This window comes from Kitasatospora sp. NPDC058115, from assembly GCF_042884635.1.
Lineage (GTDB): Bacteria > Actinomycetota > Actinomycetes > Streptomycetales > Streptomycetaceae > Kitasatospora.
On record NZ_JBHVTL010000002.1, the window covers coordinates 287774 to 307496 of the forward strand.

Sequence of the window (19723 nt, forward strand, 5' to 3'; positions counted from 1 at the left end):
GCCCGAACGGTGGTGCGGCGGTGCGGTGGAGCCGTCCCGGCGAGGGAGGCTCCACCGCGGACCGGCCGGACCGTTACATCCAGACGAACGGTGCGCCGGCGGTGAACGAGATGGCCCGGGTGGCCTCGTCGAGCAGCTGGTCGAGGTTGGCGGCGCTCGGCGAGGGCACCGGCAGCGGGCTCACCGAGGCGCCGGACGGACTCGGCGAGCCGGTGCCCGCACCGGTGGCGACGATCGCCCCGGGGTGCGCCTCGGCGGGCCGCGAGCTGGTCACCGTCACGTAGTGGCCGACGAGTTCGACCCGCGGCTCGGTCGCGGGCCGGGCCAGGGCGGTGGGCAGGGCGGGGGCAGTGGAGGCGTCCGGGAGGATGAAGGCCACCGAACCCGGCTTGGCCCGCAGCGACTCGGCGGCCTTGGCGGCCGTCGGGGCGTCGGCGAAGCGCAGCAGGGTGATGCTGCTGAGCACCGGCTTCTCCTGCGCGGTGAAGCTGACGGCCAGGTAGCCCTTGCAGCCGGCCTCCCGCAGCAGCTCCAGGGTGCGGTCCTGGAGCACCTCGGTGCAGTTCTCGCCGCGCCGCACCCCGGAGCGCTTGCCCTTGTAGCTGCCCGACTCGACGATCCGCTGGGCGGGGAAGTACACGTCGACGTCGAGGGCCTCGGGGTCGGCGACGGTGCGCGCCGGCGGGTCGCCGACGATCGGCGGGGTCTTGGACGCCTCCTTGCTGGAGGGGCCGAGCCCCGGTATGTAGTCACCGGGCGTGGGGCGGGTGACGATCCAGCCGCCGGCCGCCACCACGCCCGCGACGGTGACCCAGCCGACGACCCGTCGGGCGGTCACGCGTCTGGCCCGGTACGACCCGGGTTGCCGCTGGGACGTGTGCTCTGCCGATAGCCCGTCCGGTCGTTCTGCCGATGACGGGGCGCGCTCCCCCTGCGTGGTCATGCGGCAGATTGTATGCAGGTCACGGGTGGTGAAGATCACGGGGTCGGGGGCCCGCGAGGGGCCCCGGGGAGCCCCCGGCACCCGACGTGACCTGCGCCACTACCGTGAGCTGCGACACTGTGACAACTCGCACAGCTTCCCGGGGATCTTCTGGTGGGTTTCCTCTGGCGTCCGTCGCGGGGCAGCAGGCAGGATCAGCCCCATGGATCTGCTCGATACCCTCACCGCCAAGGGCCTGCGTGGGGAGACCCCCACCCGCGAGGAGGCGCTCGCCGTTCTCGCCACCACCGACGACGACCTGCTCGACGTCGTCGCGGCCGCCGGTCGGGTGCGCCGGCGGTGGTTCGGCCGCCGGGTGAAGCTCAACTACCTGGTGAACCTGAAGAGCGGGCTGTGCCCGGAGGACTGCTCGTACTGTTCGCAGCGCCTGGGCTCCAAGGCCGAGATCCTGAAGTACACCTGGCTGAAGCCGGGCCAGGCCGCCGAGGCGGCGAAGGCGGGCGTGTCGGGCGGCGCCAAGCGGGTCTGCCTGGTGGCGAGCGGCCGCGGCCCGACGGACCGTGACATCGACCGGGTGACCGACACGGTGGCCGCCATCAAGGAGGCCGACCCGGCGGTGGAGGTCTGCGCCTGCCTGGGCCTGCTCTCCGACAACCAGGCCGAGCGGCTGAAGGCGGCCGGCGTCGACGCCTACAACCACAACCTGAACACCTCCGAGGGCACCTACGGCGACATCGCCACCACCCACACCTACGCGGACCGGGTGGACACCGTGCAGAAGGCGCACGGCGCGGGCCTGTCGGCCTGCTCGGGCCTGATCGCCGGCATGGGCGAGAGCGACGACGACCTGGTGGACGTGGTGTTCGCGCTGCGCGAGCTGGGCTCGGACTCGGTGCCGGTGAACTTCCTCATCCCCTTCGAGGGCACGCCGCTGGCCAAGGAGTGGAACCTCACCCCGCAGCGCTGCCTGCGGATCCTGGCGATGGTGCGGTTCGTCAACCCGGACACCGAGGTGCGGATCGCCGGCGGACGCGAGGTGCACCTGCGCAGCCTGCAGCCGCTGGGCCTGCACATCGCCAACTCCATCTTCCTGGGCGACTACCTGACCAGCGAGGGCCAGGCCGGGCAGGCCGACCTCGACATGATCCGGGACGCCGGCTTCGAGGTGGAGGGCATGGGCGAGGGCACCCTGCCCCGGCACCGGGCGGACATCGCGGCGCAGGCGTCCGGCGGCTGCGGGGCGGCGGCCCCGGCGGCGGGCGGCTGCGGCAGCGGCGGCGGCTGCGGCCCGTGCGGCGGGCACGCCCACGGCGAGGCCGCGACCGGCCCGGAGGCGGCTGCCACCGAGCCGGCCGACAGCGAGCCGGCCGGGGCGGACGAGGCGCGCACCGACCTGGTGCGGGTGCGCCGCCGCGGCGCCGGCACCGAGCTGGCGCCGAACGCCTGAGCCCCACCGCCGCAGCCCCCGAACACCCCGGAAAGCCCCCTCCCCATGACCCAGCTGTCCACGGACACCCTGCTCGCGCTCGACCGGGCGCACGTCTGGCACCCGTACGGGCCGATGCCCGGCACCTCCATCCCGTACGTGGTGGAGTCCGCCTCCGGCGTGCGGCTGCGGCTCGCCGCACCCGCCCCGGGCGGGCACCGCGAACTCGTGGACGGCATGTCGTCCTGGTGGGCGGCGATCCACGGCTACGGGCACCCGGTGCTCGACGAGGCGGTGCGCGGGCAGCTGGGCCGGATGAGCCACGTGATGTTCGGCGGGCTCACCCACGAGCCCGCCGTGCGGCTCGCCGCCACCCTGGTCGAGATCACCCCGGAGCCGCTGCGGCACGTCTTCCTCGCCGACTCCGGCTCGGTGTCCGTCGAGGTCGCGCTGAAGATGTGCCTGCAGTACTGGCAGTCGGTGGGCCGGCCGGCCAAGCGGCGGGTGCTGACCTGGCGCGGCGGCTACCACGGGGACACCTTCCACCCGATGTCGGTGTGTGACCCGCAGGGCGGCATGCACCACCTGTGGGGCGGGGTGCTGCCCGAGCAGCTGTTCGCGCCCGAGCCGCCGGCCGGCTTCGACGCCCCGCTCGACGCGCAGTACGCGGACGGATTCGCGGAATTGATGGAGCGTCATGCCGACGAGCTGGCGGCCGTGATCGTCGAGCCGGTGGTGCAGGGCGCCGGCGGAATGCGCTTCCACTCCCCCGCCCACCTGCGAATGCTGCGCGACCTGTGCGACCGGCACGAGGTCCTGCTGGTCTTCGACGAGATCGCCACCGGCTTCGGCCGCAGCGGCGCCCTGTTCGCCGCCGACCACGCGGGCATCGCGCCGGACGTCATGTGCCTGGGCAAGGCGCTGACCGGCGGCTACCTCACCCTGGCGGCCACGCTCTGCACGGCGGAGGTCGCCGACGGCATCAGCCGCGGCGAGATGCCCGTGCTCGCGCACGGGCCCACGTTCATGGGCAACCCGCTGGCCGCGGCCGTCGCCAACGCCTCGATCGGCCTGCTGCTCGACCAGGACTGGCGCGGCGAGGTCGGACGGATCGAGGGCGGGCTGCGCGCGGGCCTGGCGGACGCGGCCGCACTGCCCGGCGTCAAGGACGTCCGGGTGCTCGGCGCGATCGGCGTCGTCCAGCTGGACCACCCGGTGGACATGGCGGCGGCGACCGCGGCCGCCGCGCGGGAGGGCGTCTGGCTGCGCCCCTTCCGGGACCTCGTCTACACGATGCCGCCGTACGTGACCGGCGACGAGGACGTGGCGCGGATCGCCGCGGCCGTGACGGCGGCGGCGGTGGCCGGATGAGCGGGACGGCGGGGATCCGGACCGGGGAAGGAACGGCGGACGTGCGGGACGGGGAGGCGACGGCCGGCCGGGTCGTCTTCGTGACGGGCACGGGCACCGAGGTCGGCAAGACCGTCACCACGGCGGCCGTCGCCGCGAGCGCGCTGCGCGCCGGGCTGCGGGTCGCGGTGCTCAAGCCCGGGCAGACCGGCGTCGCACCGGACGAGCCGGGGGACGCCGCGGAGGTCGGCCGGCTGGCCGGGCCCGCCGCCCCGGCGCCGGACCGGCTGACGCTGCGTGAACTCGCCCGCTACCCCGAGCCGTTGGCGCCGGACACGGCCGCCCGCCGCTCCGGGCTGCCGTGCCTGGCGGCGGAGGACGTGGCCAAGGAGGTGGCCGGCCTCGCCGAGCGGCACGACCTGGTGCTGGTCGAGGGCGCGGGCGGACTGCTGGTCCGCTACGACGAACAGGGCCGCACGCTGGCCGACCAGGCCCGCGCCGTGCGCGCCCTCGGCCTGCCCGCCGAGGTGCTGCTGGTCGCCTCCGCCGGGCTCGGCACGCTCAACACCACGGCGCTGACGGCGCAGGCGCTCGCCGCGCGCCGGCTGCCGCTGCTCGGCGTGGTGGTCGGCGCCTGGCCGGACTCCCCCGCCCTCGCGGACCGCTGCAACCTGGCCGACCTGCCGCGCGTGGCGGGCGCCCCGCTGCTCGGCGCGCTGCCGCAGCACGCCGGCCGGTCCGGGGACTTCCCCGCGCTCGCCGTCGAGGCGCTCGCACCCGCGCTGCACGGCCGCTGGGACGCCGCCGCGTTCACCGCCGCGCACGGCGCCGGCTGAGCCGCCCGGCCGGTGCCGGGCCTGCCTCGTCCGCCCTCGGGCCCGCGCGACCCGTCCGCGCGACGGAACGCCGCGATTGTCGCTCGAACGGGTGAGATCCCGCCCCGAGGCGGCCCGGCGCGCGGTGGCGCTCAATACCGTTCTCGGCATGACGGATGGCGATGGCCTGATGGTGGACGAGGCCCTGCGGGCCCTGGCGGCGCTCGAAGCGGCTTGGAAGGACGACGACGAGGCCCTGACCGCGCTGGCCGCGCGGGGACCGGCCGAACGGCCACTCGCCGCCCTGGTCGCGCTGTACGGCGAGCACGCGGTCGACACGCTGATGGCGCTGGCCTTCGGGCTGCGCTCCAGCATGACCGACGAGGAACTGGCCGAACTCACCGACGCGGTGAGCTCCAACATCGGCGCCCGGATGAGCGCCCTGCTCACCCGGACGCTCTGCGCCTGGGGCGAGACGGCCGGGGACGACCTCGCCGTGGTGAAGGTGATCGCCCACGCGGTGATCGACGCCATGCGGGCCGTCACCGAGGAGCCGAGCAAGACCGACGTGCTGCCGCTGCTGGCCACTTTCCGCACCTACGCGCTGAGCAACAGCGGCTGAGGGACGGCCCGCCCTCGGCCGGTGGCCCACAGGCGATCCCCCCCCGTGAGTGCACCCGCGTTCCGGCCTTTTCCCGGGGATTCCCGGCGCGTTCGCCACCGAACCGGACGGCGGAATTCCGGCGTTCCGGCCGGCTGCTAGGCTCCGCCGCATGGATCCGGATTCCGATTCCCCGCGCTTTCGGTCTTCGGGCGGCTCACGGCTGTCGGCCGGCCTCGTCGGGCTGTGGGCGGTCTTCCTGCTGCTGGACTTCCTGGCGAACGGCCGGTGGTGGTTCTGGCTGATACCCGCGCTGGCGCCGCCGCTGCTCTTCCTCGCCGTCCCGGTGGCCCTGCTCGCCCTGGTGTGGACGGTCCCGGCCCGGGCGGCGCGGCGCTGGCTGGTGCCGGCGGCCGTCGCGCTGCTGGTCGCCGGACTGCCCCGGGCGGGCCTCAACTGGTCGGCCCTGGTGCCCGGTTCGCCGGCCGCGGCGGCCCCGGCGGCCGGGCCGGAACTCTCGGTGTTCTCCTGGAACACCGAGTACTGGGACACCACCGACGACCCGGACGCCTTCTACCGCTTCCTGCGCTCCCGCGACGCCGACGTCTACCTGCTCCAGGAATACCTGGAATGGTCGCACGGCTCCCACCACGAGGTCGACCAACTCGACCGCATCCACCGGGAGTTCCCCGGCTACCAGGTGGTGGCCGACGGTGAGCTGATCACCCTCTCCCGCTTCCCCGTGCTCGCCGCGCCACCGGTCGGCCCGGCGCTCGCCCCGGACGCGCCCTGGGCGGAGCGGTTCGACCGGCGCAAGGTACTGCGCACCGACGTCGATGTGCACGGGCGCACGGTGTCCTTCTACAACGTGCACATCCCGGTGCAGGTGGAACCCCGGGAGTCGGTGTTCGACGGCGCGTTCTACCGGGTGGTCCGGGAGGCCGACACCGCCCGCCGCGAACAGTTCACGGCCCTGGAGCGCGACGCCGCCGCCAACCCGAACCCCCTGCTGATCGCCGGTGACTTCAACACCAGCCCCGCCATGGCCGACCTCGACCCACTGCGCGCCCGCTTCGACGACGCCCGCTCGGCGAGCGGCGAGCTCTACCCCGGCAGCTGGGGCGGCGTCCTCGGCACCGACTGGTGGCGCCTGGACTGGGCGTTCACCAACCGGGGCCTCGCCGTGCGGCGTTACGCCTTCGTCGACGACCGGGGACTGTCCGACCACCGGGCCCAGGACCTGCGGATCTCCCTGCGCCGCTGACCGCCCGACCACCGGGCCCGGCCCCCGCGGACGGCGCTACAGGGCGGCCCCGTCCAGGCGCCTGCGCTGCTCCGGCGTCAGCGTCACGTCGAGCGCGCCGAGCGCCTCGTCGAGCTGGGCGACCTTGCTCACCCCGACCAGCGGCAGGATCCCCGCCTCGTGGTCGAGCAGCCAGCTGAGTGCCACCTGGTTGACGGTGGCGCCGGTCTCCTCGGCGACGGCGCGCAGGGCGGCGAGGCGCTTCGGCGTGCCCGGGTGGTCGTAGGCGGCGCCGATCGCGACGTCGTCGCGGGTGAGGCCGCCGGACAGGATCGGGCTGTAGACCCAGAGCCGCAGATCACCCTCGGAGCGTACGTAGTCCAGGAGTTCGGACGTCACGTGCACATGGGCCGAGGAGGGCAGCGGCACGTCGAAGCGCGGCTGGAGGTAGGAGTACCGGTACTGCAGGTGCGCGTAGCGCGGGCCGTCACCGGCGAGCGCGCGGGCCCGCTCGACCCGCCACACGGCGTGGTTGCTGGCGCCGACCGCGCCCGCCCTGCCCGAGGTCACCAGCCCGGCCAGGGTCTGCACGGTCTCGGCGAGCGGCACCGAGCGGTCCTCGATGTGCGTCCAGTAGACGTCGACGTGGTCCGTGCCGAGGCGCCGCAGGCTGCCCTCGATGCCGGCCAGGACCGCCTTCGCGGACAGCCCCTCCGCCGCCTCCAGCCCGGCCCCGGGCACCATGGGCCGGGCGCCCACCTTGGTGCTGATGACGACCCGGTCGCGCGCCCCGCGGCTGGCCAGCCAGCGGCCGATGACGGCTTCGCTCTCGTCCCCGGTGGCGCCGTCGAGCCAGAAGGCGTAGTTGTTCGCGGTGTCCAGGACCGTCCCGCCGCGCTCGACGTAGTGGTCCAGGAGCCGGAACGAGGTCTCCTCGTCGACGATCGTGCCGAAACCCAATGTGCCCAGGACGATCGTCCGCTGAGGAACCGTCATCGGTTCGCACCCCTCCCGTTGTGGTCCGGACCATTCAAGACCGGTTCGCGATCACCCGCAACGGTTTCCCGGGTCACTTGAGGAGGAACACCAACGCCGCGAGCGTCAGCGCCACGCTCCCCCCGAACGCCGACCCGGCCCACAACACCGCCACCAGCAGCCACACCGCCCGCCCGCCCACGCCGCCCGGCGCTGCCACGCCTACCAGTCCGCGGCGCCGGCCTCGAAGAAGTCGCTCAGGCAGCCGGGTTCCCGCGCCGCCGCGCCCCCGCCCCCGGCCCCGGCCGTCAACCGGTCGGCGACGAGGCGCAGTTCGCCGGGCGTCCGGCCGGCCAGGGCGCGGAAGTCGCGGTTCATGTGGGCCTGGTCGTGGTAGCCGCTCATCGCCGCCACCTCGGTGAGGGAGAGGTGGGCCGCCCGGCCGGAGAGGGCGAGCGCGCGCTGGAAGCGGAGGATCCGGGACACCGTCTGCGGCGGCACGCCGACGTGGTCCCGGAAGACGCGCTGGAGCCGGCGCTCGCCGCGACCGGTCGCGGCGGCGAGTTCCCGCGCGGTCAGCCCGCCGTGCGCCTCGCGCAGCCGCTGCCAGGCCTCGACGGCCAGCCCCGGGGCGGACGGGGCGGCGGCGAGCCGTGGTGCGAGGGCGTCGTCCACGACGGCCCAGCGGGCGTCCCAGTCCGGCGCCTGCGCCAGCCGTTCGGTGAGCCGCGCGGTCCAGCCCGGGCCCATCGCCTCGTCCGGGTGGGCGGCGGTGTTGGTGAGCAGGTGCAGCGGCAGGCCGAGGACCCGGGACGCCCCGACGGCCGTGAACTCGATCTCCACGGCGAGGCCCGACCCCCGGAACCCCGCCAGCACCGGTGCCGTCTGCAGGCCGGCGATCATCGCCTGCCGCGTCTCCGCGCGCCCCGTGCCGCCGAGACCCTGACGGATGTGCAGCGGTTCGCCCCAGCCCACCAGCAGGGTCACGGCGGCGCTGGGCAGCGTGACCCTCGGGTTCTGGACGCCGACCGACCGGTACCCGCGGACCCTGACCACGTCACCGCGCATCCACGACGGTGGCCGCCGTTCGACGTTCTCGCCCCGCTCGTCGGCCGTCCCGCCGCTCCTCGCCCCCATGTCCCCTCCTCGCCCTCGGCGCGCGGACTCCCCGCCGCGGCCCACCGGGTTCGCTTTCGTACAAGGAGCCGCCCGCCTCCCTGCCCCATGCTGAACGGGTGCCGCTCGGTGCCGGCCCCGCACGGGGGGCGGGGCCGCCATCGAGCGGGAACGCCGCCGAGCGGGAACGCCGTCGACCGGGAACGCCGGGGCGGCGGGCGTGGGCCCCGCGGCCCACCGTACGGCACCGCGCCGCGGGGCACCGCGATCGACGTCCGCGCCGTGGTCGTCGCGGTACTGCGCCGTCGTGCGCCCCTCGTCCCGGTCGCCCCCGGTTCGTCCCGCTGTGGGCCAGATCACGGCGACCCCCGCCGCCCCGCCCGCCTACGATTCGGGAACGATGCACCTGCCCCGCTCAAGGAGACGGCACCCGTGACCACCAGCACGATCGCGCGCGAGAGCTACTACGAGCGGACGGGCGAGCACACGTTCAAGCCCACCGCGCACGCGGGCGGGGCGTGGAGCGCCGACGAGCAGCACTTCAGCCCGCTGGCCGGCCTGGTGGTGCACGCCGTCGACCGGTACCTCGACGGGCGCCCCGGCGGTCTGACGCTCGCGCGGATCAGCTACGACATCCTCGGGCGGATCGCGCTCGACGAGTGCGAGATCACCGTGCGCACCCTCCGCCCGGGCCGCACCATCGAACTCCTCGAAGCGGCCGTGACCACGGGCGGCCGCGCCGTCGTGCGGGCCCGCGCGTGGCTGCTGGCGACCCTGGACACCTCGGCCGTCGCCGACAGTCCGCGCGAGCCGCTGCCCGCGCCCGAGGACCTCCCCGTCTGGACCATGGGCGACGCGTGGGACGGCGGCTACATCTCCTCCATCGAGGTCCGCCGGGTGCCGCCGGCCCGCCGGGGCCGCGCGACGGCCTGGCTGACCTCGGGCGTCGACCTGGTCGCGGGCGAGCCCAGCAGCCCGCTGGCCTCGTTCGTCGCCCTGGTGGACACCGCCAACGGCATCGCCCCGCAGCAGGACCCGGCCGCGTGGATGTTCCCCAACGTCGACCTGACGATCCACCTCCACCGCGCGCCGCGCGGGCCGTGGACCGGCCTGGACACCACCGTCACCTTCGGCCCGGCCGGCCAGGGCCTCACCAGCACCGTGCTGCACGACGTGGACGGCCCGGTCGGCCAGGCCGAGCAGATCCTCACCGTCCGTCCGCAGCCGCGTCCCCTGGGCTGAGCGGGCCGCCCGGGTCGAGCGCGCCGCCGGTCGCGTACGCCAGCGGCGGGGCGATCGCCTGCGCGTCGGCGCCCTCGCCGACCCAGAGGCCGATGAACAGCGCGGCGGTCGCCTCCAACAGGCCCGCCCGGTCCAGCCCGCCGGCGGCCAGCGGCCGGCAGCCGGTGTCCCGCACCAGCCCGGACACCAGGGCGAGGGCCTGCGCGCCGTCCCCGCACAGCGGCACCGCCAGCGGCCGGCCGTCGAACACCGGTGGCCGCAGCCGCCACACGTCCTCGTGGCAGAGGTTGAAGGCCTTCACCACCTCGGCGCCGGGGGCGGCCTCGGCGAGCCGGCGCGCCGCCGAGGGACCGCCCTCGGTCAGCAGCCGGAAGCCGGGGCCGACGGGGTTGGAGCAGTCGACCAGCACCGTGCCGTCCAGCTCCGCGCGCAGGTCCCGCACCACCTCCGCACCGGCCCCGAAGGGCAGCGCGGCCAGCACCACCTCACCGGCCGCGGCCGCCGCCCGCAGCCCGGCGGCCTGCGCCCCGCCCCCGATCCGCCGCGCGAGCCGCTGCGCCCGGTCGGCGTCGCGCCCACCGACCGTCACCTCGTGCCCGGCCCGCACCCAGTGGGTGGCGAGCGCGTCCGCCATGTTGCCCGTGCCCAGCACACCGATCCTCATCGGGCTGCTCTCCGTTCGTCGTTCGGGACCGTCTCCTGCGACGTTAGGGAACCCGTCGGGCACCATTCGGTACGTGACCACCAACGCCTTCCTCGCCGACTGCCGCGCCCGGCTCGCCTTCGACCTGCTCGCCAACACCTGGAACGCGGTGGTCCTCCGGGCCCTGCGCGACGGCCCGCTGCGCCCGGTGGAACTGCGCGGGCGGATCGGCGGCATCAGCTCCAAGGTGCTCACCGAGACCCTGCGCCGCCTGCAGTTCAACGGCCTGGTCGAGCGCCGCGCGGTGCCCGGTGCCCCGCCCCGCGTCGAGTACCGGCTGACCGCGCTCGGCCGCTCCTTCCTCGCCCCCATCGAGGTGGTGGGCGCCTGGGCGTTCGAACACGGTGACGAGGTGATGGCCGCCCAGGAGCTCGCGGAGGCCCGCGCGCTGAGCGGGGAGGGACCGGCGGAAGGACCGGGCGCCTGAGCTCCCCGCTCCGGCCCGGGCCGGCCTCGCCGGGTCCGGCTCGACGGCGACCACGTCGGCGCCCGGGGCCACCGGTGCGGCGGTCGGTTTGCCGGTCCCGGCGCCGAGGTCGAGCACCCGGGGGCCGGGGGCCGCTTCGAGCGCCCGTCGCACGGCGGCCTGCGCGTCGTCGGGCCGGTGCTCGGCGCAGGCGACGGCGGCTACGGCGGCGGCGCCGAAGGACGAGGCGTGTCGTGACCGTTCGTCATGATCCATGCCGGCCGGACCGGCCGGACCGCTAGGTCACCGGACCGGCCAGGGTGTCGACGGGCCAGAACGGCGCGAGCGGTTCCTTGCGGGTGAGGGCCGCCAGTTCCTCCGGCGGCTCGGCGCCGTCGCGCACCGCCGTGATGTAGGCCCTGGCCTGCGGCAGCCCCAGTCGAGGGGCCCGCCTGCGCAGCTCCCGCATCGCGGCCACGACCCCGGCGGAGCGCACCAGGGCGCGGACCTCGGCGGCCAGCGGATCGGGGCGCCGGACGCCCTTGGTCTGGAGCAGGTAGTGGTCCTCCCACCCCTCGGGCTGCCACCAGGCCTCGGCGACGTAGTGCAGGCTGCCGTCGTACCGGTCCACGAGCACATGGCTGTGGCCGCCGACGGGTCTGTCGTGCGCGCTGCGGGCGCGGTCGTCCGGGGAGGGGCCCCAGAACACCAGCCACCCGACCTCGTGCTCCTCGACGGCGTGGACGACCCGCTCCGACCCGGGCTCGGGGCCGGGCCCCGCAGGCCGCTCGCCCGCCGCAGGCCGCTCGCTCTCCAGATAGGACTCGACGAGCCCGATCGCACGTTCCCTGTCGATCACCCTGCCATCGTCCACCCCGCGTCAACCGGGTTTCCGCAGCGCGGGCGCGGGCCGGCCCCGGAGGCGCCCGTCCCCCGGGGCCGGCCGTTCCGCCGCCGGCTACCCCAGCCGGGCCAGGGCGTCGGCCACCCGGTCGATCGCCTGACAGACCACGTCCGGCCGGTAGGCCGTGAAGCACAGGCGGAAGAAGCCGGGCGCGGGGCTGTGCATGGTCTGGCCCGGCAGGAGGGTGACCTCGGTGGGCTCGCAGCGCAGGTACTCGAAGAGCCACTGCTCGTCGGGGTCCATGTCGTTGGGCGGCGTGAACTTCTGCGGATCGCAGGGCGCCTCGCCCGAGCGCTTGCCCAGGTAGGCCGTCAGGTCCAGCCAGAAGAACTGGGCCGGGTTGTCGCCCTCCGTGTGGACGAAGTCGATCCCCTTCTCGACCAGCTTCGCCCGCACCTGCTCGAAGCTCTCGCTCAGCATCTCCTGGTACTGCCGCATCGCGTAGGTGGTGTACAGCTCCGTGCCGCCGTTCACCGTGCCCTCCAGCACCTCGCCGAGGACGTAGTGCTTCAGCGAGTCGACCGGGGTGAACCACGACATCGAGTGGGTCTTCTCCTCGATGTCCGTCGCACCGGTCATCGCCCGGCGCACCGGCCCGTACTTCGACACCACGAAGCCGGTCCGGAAGCCCGAGAGCCCGAAGTCCTTGGCGAAGCCCCACACCACGTGGATCCGCTCCGGCGCCCGCGTGTACGCGTCCAGCGCGAACGCGCTCGTGAACGGCACCCGCACGCCGGCCACCTGCGAGTGGCAGTAGATCTCGTCGGAGATGATGTGCATGTCGGTCTCGTCGAGCACCCAGGCGTAGATCTCGTCGAGCAGCGGCAGACCGTAGTTGACGCCCAGCGGGTTGTGCGGGTTGGTGAGCGCGAGCAGCCGGGGGAACTCGCCGAACAGCCGGTTGTACTTGAAGTACGCCTCCTTGATCACGTCCAGGGTCAGCCGGAACCGGTCCGGCCCCCGGGTCGGAAGCCCCACCGGCACGCACTTAAGCTTCGGGCGCTGCTCGAACGACCAGTTGAACCCCTGCCAGTACGGCGCCGGCAGCAGGACGGCGTCCCCCTCCTTCAACGGCGGCGGCCCGGCCTCCCCCTCCCTCGGCGGGGACTGCAGCGCGAACGCGAGGCACTCCAGCGCGGAGCCGACGCCGCCCGTGCCGAACACGTCGTCCGGCGAGACCGGCGCGTCGAAGGCCTTGGCCAGCAGGGCCGCGACCGGCTCGCGCAGTTCCAGGGCGCCGTACGGGGTGGCGTAGTGGATGTACTCCTCCGGCAGCAGGTCGATGTTGGCGAAGATCATCTTCTGCATCGAGCCCTCGTAGACGAGGACGTTCTCCGCGACGGACAGGTTGATCGCGGACTCCGGTTCCAGGCCGCGGTAGAGGGCGAGGGCCTGCTCGAAGTCGGGGATCCGGGCGAGGAGTTCGGCGGTCGGGGTCGGGCGGCCGGTCGAAGCGGTCATGACGGCGTGGCTCACTTCCGGGGTGATGTCGGTTCGTGTGCGGATGGCTCCAGCGCACCACGCCGCCCCGGCCCCCGCCAGCCGTTCGCGCCCATCCGGCGAGGGGCCGGCAGCTCACCCCTCCCGCCGCGCCCTCCCCCACGCCCACGCGCCCCCGCCCACCAGCAGCGCCGCCCCGAGCGCGTACACCGGCAGCCACCGGGTGGTCGTCGCCGCCAGGCAGTCGTCCACCGCCACCCGGCTCTGCTGGTCCTGCGCGAACGCCAGCGCCACCGCGTCCTGCCCGGCGAGGTCGCCCAGGGCGGCCCGCGCGTGCAGGCTCTCGTAGCGGCCGGCCTGCACGCAGCCCTCCCGCGTGCCCGGCATCGGGAACAGCCAGTCCCACCGCTGCAGGGCCGGCGCCAGCGCGAGCGCCGCACACAGGCCCACCACCAGGGAGTACGCCGCCAGGTTCCACCCGTAGCCGGCGGCCGTCCGCACCGGGACGCGCCCGAAGGCCAGGACGACCGCGAGGAGCGTCAGCCCCAGGTAGGTGGAGAACCACTCCCAGGAGCCCTCCGCGAGCGAGAACGCCAGGACCACGCCGAGCGCGGTGCCGAGGACCCCGGCGTCGGGACCGCCGCCCGCCGCTCCACCGCGACCACCCACACGCCCTCCCGACCGCCTGCCCGCTCCGGAGCCACCAGCCTCCCGCCCGCGCCCTCCCCGGCCCGCCGACACCGCCCCGGCGGCCGCAGGACCCACCCGCTCGGCCCAACCCGGCCGGGCGCGCGGCGTCGCGGCCCGGCCGGGGAGGGCTCCGGTGGAGCGGCGTCAGAAGCAGGTGGGCGGCGACTCCGTCCAGCCCGAGGTGTAGCTGCCGTTCGTGTACCACATCCGGGTGTAGAAGCAGTACCCCGGCGCCCCGCCCACGTAGATGTCCCCGACGTACGCGTTGTACTTCCGGTCGACCAGCCCGGCGTTGAGCACCGCGCTGAAGCTGGTGGGCTCGCCCGCCTGCGACGCCGGCCGCCAGCCGACCTGGAGGTAGACCCGGATGTCGGTCTGCGGACTGTTCACGTAGCCGTAGCCGTCCGCCCCGTTGAAGGAGATGTTGCACGGGCGCAGCTGGACCCCGCTCGGGTAGGCGCCGGGCGCGGTCCAGTCCCGGCAGCCGCCGCTGCCGGCGGCTTCGGCGGTACCGGAGACGGTCAGCGGCAGCAGTGCGCCGGCCGCGACGGCGACGGCGACTCCCGCGGTGACCCTGCGGCTGGTCTTCCTCATGGTTTCCCTCCCTGGACCGGGCCGGCGCGTGCCACCGCCGGCCGCTCGTCGACGGCCGGGCCCCGTGGTCCGGAGCCCGGCCGGGGCGATGCTGCCACCGCGTCCGGCCCGCTCCCAGGGGCGACGGCCCGGCTCGGACGGGCCCGGACGGACCCGGACGGCTCCGGACACGCCCGTGGACGGGCCGGGGGCGATCGCGCGGGCCCGCGCGGGCCGTCAGCCGGCCTGCTCCGGCCCCGCCGCCAGCGGCTTCACCCAGCGCGTCCACTGGGGCTGCGGCCCGTACCCGGCGGCCCGCCAGGTCCGGTGGCCGAGCGCGTTGCCGTCCAGCACCATCGCGTCCGCCCGCCGCCCGCCGAGCGCGGCGAACCGTTCCTCCGCGGCCGCCAGCAGCGCGGCGCCGATGCCGCGCCGGCGGTGCTCCGGGTCGACGGCGAGCCGGTAGAGGTGGCAGCGCCAGCCGTCCCAGCCCGCGATGACGGTGCCGAGCAGCACGGCCGGGTCGTCCGCCCGGACGGCCACCAGCAGGCATCCCGGGTCGCGGGCGAGCAGCGCCGCCACGCCGTCGGCGTCGTCGGTGATGCTGGTGCCCTTGGCGGCACGGGCCCAGAGGGCGAGCACGGCGGGGATCTCGGCGGGGCCCGCGGTGCGCAGGGTGACATCGATCATGGGTGGCTGTCTACCAGCGCCCCGCGGCGCCGCGCGCGGAATTCCGGCCGCCGGACGCTCAGGCGCCCGCCAGCTCCCACACCGTGGTGGTCTTCAGCGCCGCGTCCTCCAGATCCGCGACCACCGGCACGTCGTACGCCGCCAGCGCGGTGAACCGCTCGCGCGGCAGGTACGCGCGACCCGGGTCGCCGACGATCACCACCGCGCCCCGCGCCCGGGCGCGCTGCAGGAACGGCAGGAACCGGGCCGCCATCGCCCGCTCGTAGAAGACGTCCCCGGCGAGCACCACCTCGGCCGGCGCACCGTCGCCGTCCAGCAGGTCCTCGACGGCGGCGGCCACCTCCACCCCGTTGGCGGCCGCGTTGACCTCGATGGCGGCGACGGCGTACGCGTCGATCTCGGCGGCCCGCACCGCACGGGCACCGCGCAGCGCCGCCGCGACGCCGACCAGCCCGGAACCCGCCGCGAGGTCCAGCACCGTCCGCCCGGCGACCAGCTCCGGGTGGTCCAGCACGTACCGCGCCACCCCGACGCCACCCGCCCAGGCGAACGCCCAGAACGGCGGCGGCAGCCCGCGCTCCCCGCGCGCGGACTCGGTGGTCTCCCACAGCGCGATGGCGTCCTCCGCCATGTGCAGGCGCACCTCCGGCACGAACGGCACCGGCCCGATCCGGGTCTGCGCCCGCACGAACTCCTGATCCGACAAGATGGCCGCCCCCGAACCCACCGGGCGTGTCTCGCTCAGCATGCGCAGCAGCATAAGCCCCGTGAGCAGTTGCTCCGCCCACCCCGCCGCACCCGGCCCCCGGGACCGGCCCCGCACCACGCACCCGCCCGGTCAACCGCCCTGCGGCCCGGGCCGGATGGAAGTCCGGCTCTTCCACACGGACGCACGCCCACGAGCGGGCCGACGGCCCGGCGGAGGATCCCATTCGCGATGTTTCTCATCATTTTTGACACATCATCGGTTCTCAAGTCCCGCGCACAAGCACCGCTGCGCCGGCCCCGGGACACGCGGCGGCCCCGACCGACCCCTCGAACAGCGGACTGCAGCTGCACGTCGGCGCCTGAGGAGCGCCTCGCCGATCGGGCCCGGCCCGGGCGGTAGGTTCTCCCCGGGGCCGGTGTGCGGCCGGCCGGAGACGGGGTGTCGGGATGGCGGACGGGGTGCTCGCGGGCCGGGCGGCGGTCGTCACGGGCGGATCGCGCGGGATCGGGCGGGCCGTGGTGGAGCGGCTGGCGGCGGACGGTGCGGACGTGGTGTTCGGGTACGCGCACGACGACGCGGCGGCACAGGAGGTGGTGCGCGCGGTGACCGCGCGGGGCGCCGGGCGCGCGCACGCGGTGCGGGCCGACCTCGGCGCGCCGGACGGTGCGGAGTGGCTGATGGCCGCGGCCCAGGAGGAGCTGGGCGGCCTCGACGTCCTCGTCAACAACGCGGCGCGCGCCTTCACCCCCGCGCCGCTCGCCGAGACCGACCCGGCGGACTTCGACGCCATGCTCGCCGTCAACACCCGTGCGGTGTTCCTGACGTTGCGCTACGCGGCCCGGCACATGCGCGACGGCGGGCGGATCGTCAACGTCTCCACCCTCAACACCCGCCGCCCGGTCCCCGGCATCGCCCCGTACCTCGCCGGCAAGGGCGCGCTGGAGCAGCTGACGCAGGCCGCGGCGGTGGAGCTCGGGCCGCGCGGGATCACCTGCAACACCGTCTCCCCCGGGCCGGTGGAGACCGATCTGCTGCGCGCCACCAATCCCCCGCAGGCGCTGGAGGCGGTGGCCGGGCTGACGCCGCTGCGGCGGCTCGGGCAGCCGGCGGACGTCGCCGACGTGATCGCGTTCCTGGTCGGGCCGGACGGCCGGTGGGTGTCCGGGCAGAACCTCGGGGCGACCGGTGGCCTGCTCTGACGGCAGGGCGGAAAGGGCAGGGTCACGCACTGCCACCCGATCCGTACCATTTCGATACCGAAGCCTGGATGAGCTGGGAAGATGCTCGCCGGGCGGGGCGGGGCCCCGGTAGCATCCGGCTGAGGTCACCCGGACCGGCGCAGGCAACACAGCACCGCCGTGCCGTTCCCGCCGGGCGGCCGAATCCCGCGGGTCCGCCCGGGGGCGGCCGCCGGCGCGACCGGCCGGTGGCGTCGCCCGGTGGTGCCCGTGTACACGGCACGCGCGAAAGGGCAGTCGCGCGGAACGGCGAAGGGCAGCGTCTTGACGGACAGACTCACCGGTGGCGACTCCTCACTCCTGCGGCGGATCAACGCCGCGGTGACCCTCCGGGCGCTGCGCGAGGGCCATGCGGTGACCCTGACCAAGCTGGTCGGTGACACCGGGCTGTCGCGGCCGACGGTCGAGGGCGTGATCGAGGGGCTGGTGGAGACCGGCCTGGTCGCCGAGGTCGAGCAGCCGCAGCCGGGCAGTCAGCCCGGCGCCGGTCGGCGCGGGCGGCCGGCCCGGTGGTTCCGGTTCCGTGCGGAGGCCGGGCACATCCTGGGCATCGAGATCGGGGTGCACGACATCCGGATCATCCTCGCCGACCTCGCCGGTGAGGTGGTGGGCAGCCACTTCCGGCCGGTCGACGAGACCCTGGACGCGGAGGAGCGGCTCACCGCGGTGCGGTCGGTGGTCGCGGAGGTGCTGCGCAAGGCGGGCGTCTCCCGGGACAACCTGTGGGCGGTGGGCGTCGGCACGCCCGGCATCGTCGACCGGGACGGCACCGTGCAGTTGGGCACCGCGATGCCCGGGTGGACGGGGCTGGACCTCGGGGCGCGGCTGCGGCGCTCGTTCCGCTGCCCGGTGATGATCGAGAACGACGCCAACCTCGCCGCGATCGCCGAGCACTGGCAGGGCGCGGCGGTCGGCGCCGACGACGTCGTGTTCGTCATGGCGGGCCTGAGCCCGGGCGCCGGCTCGCTCATCAACGGCCGTCTCCACCGGGGCTTCGGCGGCGCGGCCGGCGAGATCGGCGCGCTGCACCTGCTGGGCCAGGAGGTGACGCCGGAACGGTTGCTCTCCACCACCGGCAAGCCGCTCAACCCGCTGGACGAGGCGGCAGTGGCGCGGGTGCTGAAGCTGGCCCGCGAGGGCGACGCGGTGGCGAAGGTCGCGACCGACCGCTTCCTGACCCGCCTGGTGCAGAGCGTCGCCGCCCTGGTGCTGGCCATCGACCCGCAGCTGGTGGTGATCGGCGGCTGGGCGGCCGGCCTGGACGGCGTCCTCGACCCCCTGCGCGAACGCCTCGCCCAGTTCACCCTGCGCGCCCCGGAGGTGGCGCTGGCCGCCCTGGGCTCGGAGGTCGTCGCGATGGGCGCCCTGCGGGTGGCCCTCGACCAGGTCGAGGAGCAGCTCTTCGCCGTCAACCCCCCGACGGCGGAGGCGGGTTCGGCCCGGGCCTGAGCAGCTCACGCCCGCCCCGCGGTCTCCGGTCCGGAGGCGGCGGGGCGGCGGCGTTCCCGCCCGGCGCTCCCCGTTCCGCCTCGCTCCCCGGCTCCCCGACTCCCCCTCGCCCCCTGGCTCCCCTGCTCCCCGGCCGGAAAACGGCCCAGGCCCGGGCGCCTGGCGGGGCGCTCGGACCTGGGCCTGAGGGTTTTCGGGAATGGTTCAGGAGGCGGCGGCCGCGCCCACGGGGGCGGCGCCGACGGGGGTGACCTCGACGAGGCCGGTCTCGCCGAAGGTCAGCTTGCAGGTGTCCGCACGGTAGGTGGAGACGGCGAGCGCGACGAGTCGGCCGGCCGCGGCGTACTGCGTGGTCATCACCAGCACCGGCGAGCCGGGCGGACGCTCCAGCAGGGCGGCCTGCTCGGCCTCGGCGACGCCCAGCTCGACGGAGCGGGACTCACCGTCGACCTCCAGGCGCTCCAGCTGGCGCAGCACCGAACGGGCACGGTCGCTCTCGGCCCGGAAGCCGGGCAGGTGCGGCAGCGCGGCGGCGGGCACGTGCAGCGACTCGGTCGCCACGGCCCGCCCCTGCACGAGGCGCACCCGGCGCACGGTGTGCACCGGCGCACCCTCGGCGACGCCGAGCGCCTCGGCCAGCCGCCGGGCGGCCGGGGCGGTGGTGCAGTCGACGGTGCGCCAGGCCTGGCTGCGGGCGGCACCGGGCCAGCCCTCCTCCTGCCGGTTCACCGGGACGCCTACCCGGGGGGCGGCGATCAGGGTGCCGATGCCGCGCCGGCGGACCAGTCGGCCCTCCAGCTCCAGCTGGTCCAGCGCCTGCCGCAGGGTGGCCCGGGCGACGCCGAAGCGGGCGGCGAGCTCGCGCTCGTTCGGCAGGACCTGGCCGATGGTGAACTCCGTGTCGATGGCGCGGAGCAGCACCGTGCGCAGGTGCCAGTACTTCGGTTCCGGTACTGCCGTGAGCTGTCCTGTGGTTCCCACCGTGTCCTCCACCCTGGTGTCTTCCGCCCTGCTGAAAGAGGGCGGATCCCGGCCCGCTGTCCGCTGTTGCGGCAGGTGGGAGAGCGGGCTTTTTCCGTCCTTCTTTATTAAAGGTCCTTGCAGTAAGTGACCCTAGGGGTTCGATCGGGAGATGGTCAAGACCAATGGCGCGGCGCGGAGGGACTCCCGCACAGTTTCATGGTGCGTTCACGTCAGCTCCGCAACCGGA

The 19723-nt window shown here is 75.2% G+C and carries 21 protein-coding genes; 9 read left to right on the forward strand and 12 right to left on the reverse strand.

Going from position 1 to position 19723, the window contains the following annotated elements; all coding sequences use genetic code 11:
* Positions 1-73 precede the first annotated feature (73 nt).
* Positions 74-838 carry a hypothetical protein gene (locus tag ACFVVL_RS03210; RefSeq protein ID WP_380288874.1) on the reverse strand — a complete coding sequence of 255 codons (765 nt, stop codon included), beginning with the start codon at positions 836-838 and terminating at the stop codon, positions 74-76.
* Between the two features lie 307 nt (positions 839-1145).
* Here ACFVVL_RS03210 and bioB point away from each other — a divergent pair, with 307 nt between their 5' ends.
* From bioB to ACFVVL_RS03235, 5 genes are all read left to right on the forward strand, one after another.
* Positions 1146-2390, forward strand: a complete 1245-nt coding sequence (gene bioB, locus ACFVVL_RS03215) for a biotin synthase BioB (RefSeq protein ID WP_387670974.1) — start codon at positions 1146-1148, stop codon at positions 2388-2390.
* 45 nt (positions 2391-2435) lie between these two features.
* A complete protein-coding gene (locus ACFVVL_RS03220) occupies positions 2436-3740 on the forward strand; it encodes an adenosylmethionine--8-amino-7-oxononanoate transaminase (RefSeq protein WP_387670976.1) in 1305 nt (434 codons plus the stop codon).
* A 41-nt stretch (positions 3741-3781) separates the two neighbouring features.
* Positions 3782-4555: a dethiobiotin synthase gene (gene bioD / locus ACFVVL_RS03225; RefSeq protein ID WP_387670978.1), complete on the forward strand. Its 774-nt coding sequence runs from the start codon at positions 3782-3784 to the stop codon at positions 4553-4555.
* Between the two features lie 148 nt (positions 4556-4703).
* Positions 4704-5156, forward strand: a complete 453-nt coding sequence (locus ACFVVL_RS03230) for a hypothetical protein (RefSeq protein WP_380288882.1) — start codon at positions 4704-4706, stop codon at positions 5154-5156.
* Between the two features lie 151 nt (positions 5157-5307).
* Positions 5308-6399 (forward strand): endonuclease/exonuclease/phosphatase family protein, encoded by a 1092-nt coding sequence (locus tag ACFVVL_RS03235; protein ID WP_387670981.1) that lies wholly within the window; start codon positions 5308-5310, stop codon positions 6397-6399.
* A gap of 36 nt (positions 6400-6435) precedes the next feature.
* On the opposite strand, the gene ACFVVL_RS03240 is transcribed toward ACFVVL_RS03235, so the two are convergent.
* The 3 genes from ACFVVL_RS03240 to ACFVVL_RS03250 form a co-directional block, all read right to left on the reverse strand.
* Positions 6436-7374 carry an aldo/keto reductase gene (locus tag ACFVVL_RS03240; protein WP_387670983.1) on the reverse strand — a complete coding sequence of 313 codons (939 nt, stop codon included), beginning with the start codon at positions 7372-7374 and terminating at the stop codon, positions 6436-6438.
* A 73-nt stretch (positions 7375-7447) separates the two neighbouring features.
* Positions 7448-7573, reverse strand: a complete 126-nt coding sequence (locus ACFVVL_RS03245; protein WP_387670985.1) for a hypothetical protein — start codon at positions 7571-7573, stop codon at positions 7448-7450.
* A gap of 2 nt (positions 7574-7575) precedes the next feature.
* Positions 7576-8490 carry a helix-turn-helix domain-containing protein gene (locus ACFVVL_RS03250; RefSeq protein WP_387670987.1) on the reverse strand — a complete coding sequence of 305 codons (915 nt, stop codon included), beginning with the start codon at positions 8488-8490 and terminating at the stop codon, positions 7576-7578.
* A 411-nt stretch (positions 8491-8901) separates the two neighbouring features.
* On the opposite strand from ACFVVL_RS03250, the gene ACFVVL_RS03255 reads away from it, so the two are divergent.
* On the forward strand, positions 8902-9711 hold the full coding sequence (locus ACFVVL_RS03255) for a thioesterase family protein (protein ID WP_387670989.1): 810 nt from the start codon (positions 8902-8904) through the stop codon (positions 9709-9711).
* On the opposite strand, the gene ACFVVL_RS03260 is transcribed toward ACFVVL_RS03255, so the two are convergent.
* Entirely contained in the window at positions 9677-10375 is a 699-nt protein-coding gene (locus tag ACFVVL_RS03260) for an NADPH-dependent F420 reductase (RefSeq protein ID WP_387670991.1), read from the reverse strand. The two genes, ACFVVL_RS03255 and ACFVVL_RS03260, sit on opposite strands and share 35 nt — an antisense overlap.
* A gap of 73 nt (positions 10376-10448) precedes the next feature.
* Here ACFVVL_RS03260 and ACFVVL_RS03265 point away from each other — a divergent pair, with 73 nt between their 5' ends.
* Entirely contained in the window at positions 10449-10841 is a 393-nt protein-coding gene (locus ACFVVL_RS03265) for a winged helix-turn-helix transcriptional regulator (RefSeq protein WP_380288896.1), read from the forward strand.
* 277 nt (positions 10842-11118) lie between these two features.
* Here ACFVVL_RS03265 and ACFVVL_RS03270 read toward each other — a convergent pair whose 3' ends face one another.
* The 6 genes from ACFVVL_RS03270 to ACFVVL_RS03295 all read right to left on the reverse strand — a co-directional run bounded on the left by ACFVVL_RS03270 (position 11119) and on the right by ACFVVL_RS03295 (position 15865).
* Complete coding sequence (locus ACFVVL_RS03270; protein WP_387670993.1) at positions 11119-11679, reverse strand: hypothetical protein; 561 nt, start codon at positions 11677-11679, stop codon at positions 11119-11121.
* A 99-nt stretch (positions 11680-11778) separates the two neighbouring features.
* Positions 11779-13185: an aminotransferase class I/II-fold pyridoxal phosphate-dependent enzyme gene (locus tag ACFVVL_RS03275; RefSeq protein WP_387670995.1), complete on the reverse strand. Its 1407-nt coding sequence runs from the start codon at positions 13183-13185 to the stop codon at positions 11779-11781.
* 114 nt (positions 13186-13299) lie between these two features.
* Complete coding sequence (locus ACFVVL_RS03280; RefSeq protein WP_387670996.1) at positions 13300-13833, reverse strand: hypothetical protein; 534 nt, start codon at positions 13831-13833, stop codon at positions 13300-13302.
* A gap of 165 nt (positions 13834-13998) precedes the next feature.
* Positions 13999-14448 (reverse strand): hypothetical protein, encoded by a 450-nt coding sequence (locus ACFVVL_RS03285; protein WP_380288904.1) that lies wholly within the window; start codon positions 14446-14448, stop codon positions 13999-14001.
* A 216-nt stretch (positions 14449-14664) separates the two neighbouring features.
* The gene (locus ACFVVL_RS03290; RefSeq protein ID WP_387670999.1) at positions 14665-15117 is read right to left on the reverse strand and encodes a GNAT family N-acetyltransferase; all 453 of its coding nucleotides are present in this window, start codon (positions 15115-15117) and stop codon (positions 14665-14667) included.
* Positions 15118-15175: 58 nt separating this feature from the next.
* Positions 15176-15865, reverse strand: coding sequence for a class I SAM-dependent methyltransferase (locus ACFVVL_RS03295; protein ID WP_380288908.1), 690 nt, complete (start codon positions 15863-15865; stop codon positions 15176-15178).
* Positions 15866-16272: 407 nt separating this feature from the next.
* On the opposite strand from ACFVVL_RS03295, the gene ACFVVL_RS03300 reads away from it, so the two are divergent.
* Both ACFVVL_RS03300 and ACFVVL_RS03305 read left to right on the forward strand, forming a co-directional pair.
* Entirely contained in the window at positions 16273-17025 is a 753-nt protein-coding gene (locus ACFVVL_RS03300; protein WP_380288910.1) for an SDR family oxidoreductase, read from the forward strand.
* 303 nt (positions 17026-17328) lie between these two features.
* Positions 17329-18513: an ROK family protein gene (locus ACFVVL_RS03305; RefSeq protein WP_380288912.1), complete on the forward strand. Its 1185-nt coding sequence runs from the start codon at positions 17329-17331 to the stop codon at positions 18511-18513.
* A 204-nt stretch (positions 18514-18717) separates the two neighbouring features.
* Here ACFVVL_RS03305 and ACFVVL_RS03310 read toward each other — a convergent pair whose 3' ends face one another.
* Positions 18718-19494, reverse strand: a complete 777-nt coding sequence (locus tag ACFVVL_RS03310; RefSeq protein ID WP_380288914.1) for a GntR family transcriptional regulator — start codon at positions 19492-19494, stop codon at positions 18718-18720.
* Between the last annotated feature and the right edge of the window lie 229 nt (positions 19495-19723).

What these genes read in the sequence shown, in the direction of transcription:
- ACFVVL_RS03250 (WP_387670987.1), bottom strand. Translation starts at nt 8,490, where the DNA reads ATGGGGGCGAGGAGCGGCGGGACGGCCGACGAGCGGGGCGAGAACGTC.
- bioB (WP_387670974.1), top strand. Translation starts at nt 1,146, where the DNA reads ATGGATCTGCTCGATACCCTCACCGCCAAGGGCCTGCGTGGGGAGACC.
- ACFVVL_RS03240 (WP_387670983.1), bottom strand. Translation starts at nt 7,374, where the DNA reads ATGACGGTTCCTCAGCGGACGATCGTCCTGGGCACATTGGGTTTCGGC.
- ACFVVL_RS03235 (WP_387670981.1), top strand. Translation starts at nt 5,308, where the DNA reads ATGGATCCGGATTCCGATTCCCCGCGCTTTCGGTCTTCGGGCGGCTCA.
- ACFVVL_RS03230 (WP_380288882.1), top strand. Translation starts at nt 4,704, where the DNA reads ATGACGGATGGCGATGGCCTGATGGTGGACGAGGCCCTGCGGGCCCTG.
- ACFVVL_RS03300 (WP_380288910.1), top strand. Translation starts at nt 16,273, where the DNA reads ATGGCGGACGGGGTGCTCGCGGGCCGGGCGGCGGTCGTCACGGGCGGA.
- ACFVVL_RS03295 (WP_380288908.1), bottom strand. Translation starts at nt 15,865, where the DNA reads ATGCTGAGCGAGACACGCCCGGTGGGTTCGGGGGCGGCCATCTTGTCG.
- ACFVVL_RS03285 (WP_380288904.1), bottom strand. Translation starts at nt 14,448, where the DNA reads ATGAGGAAGACCAGCCGCAGGGTCACCGCGGGAGTCGCCGTCGCCGTC.
- ACFVVL_RS03275 (WP_387670995.1), bottom strand. Translation starts at nt 13,185, where the DNA reads ATGACCGCTTCGACCGGCCGCCCGACCCCGACCGCCGAACTCCTCGCC.
- ACFVVL_RS03260 (WP_387670991.1), bottom strand. Translation starts at nt 10,375, where the DNA reads ATGAGGATCGGTGTGCTGGGCACGGGCAACATGGCGGACGCGCTCGCC.
- ACFVVL_RS03220 (WP_387670976.1), top strand. Translation starts at nt 2,436, where the DNA reads ATGACCCAGCTGTCCACGGACACCCTGCTCGCGCTCGACCGGGCGCAC.
- ACFVVL_RS03290 (WP_387670999.1), bottom strand. Translation starts at nt 15,117, where the DNA reads ATGATCGATGTCACCCTGCGCACCGCGGGCCCCGCCGAGATCCCCGCC.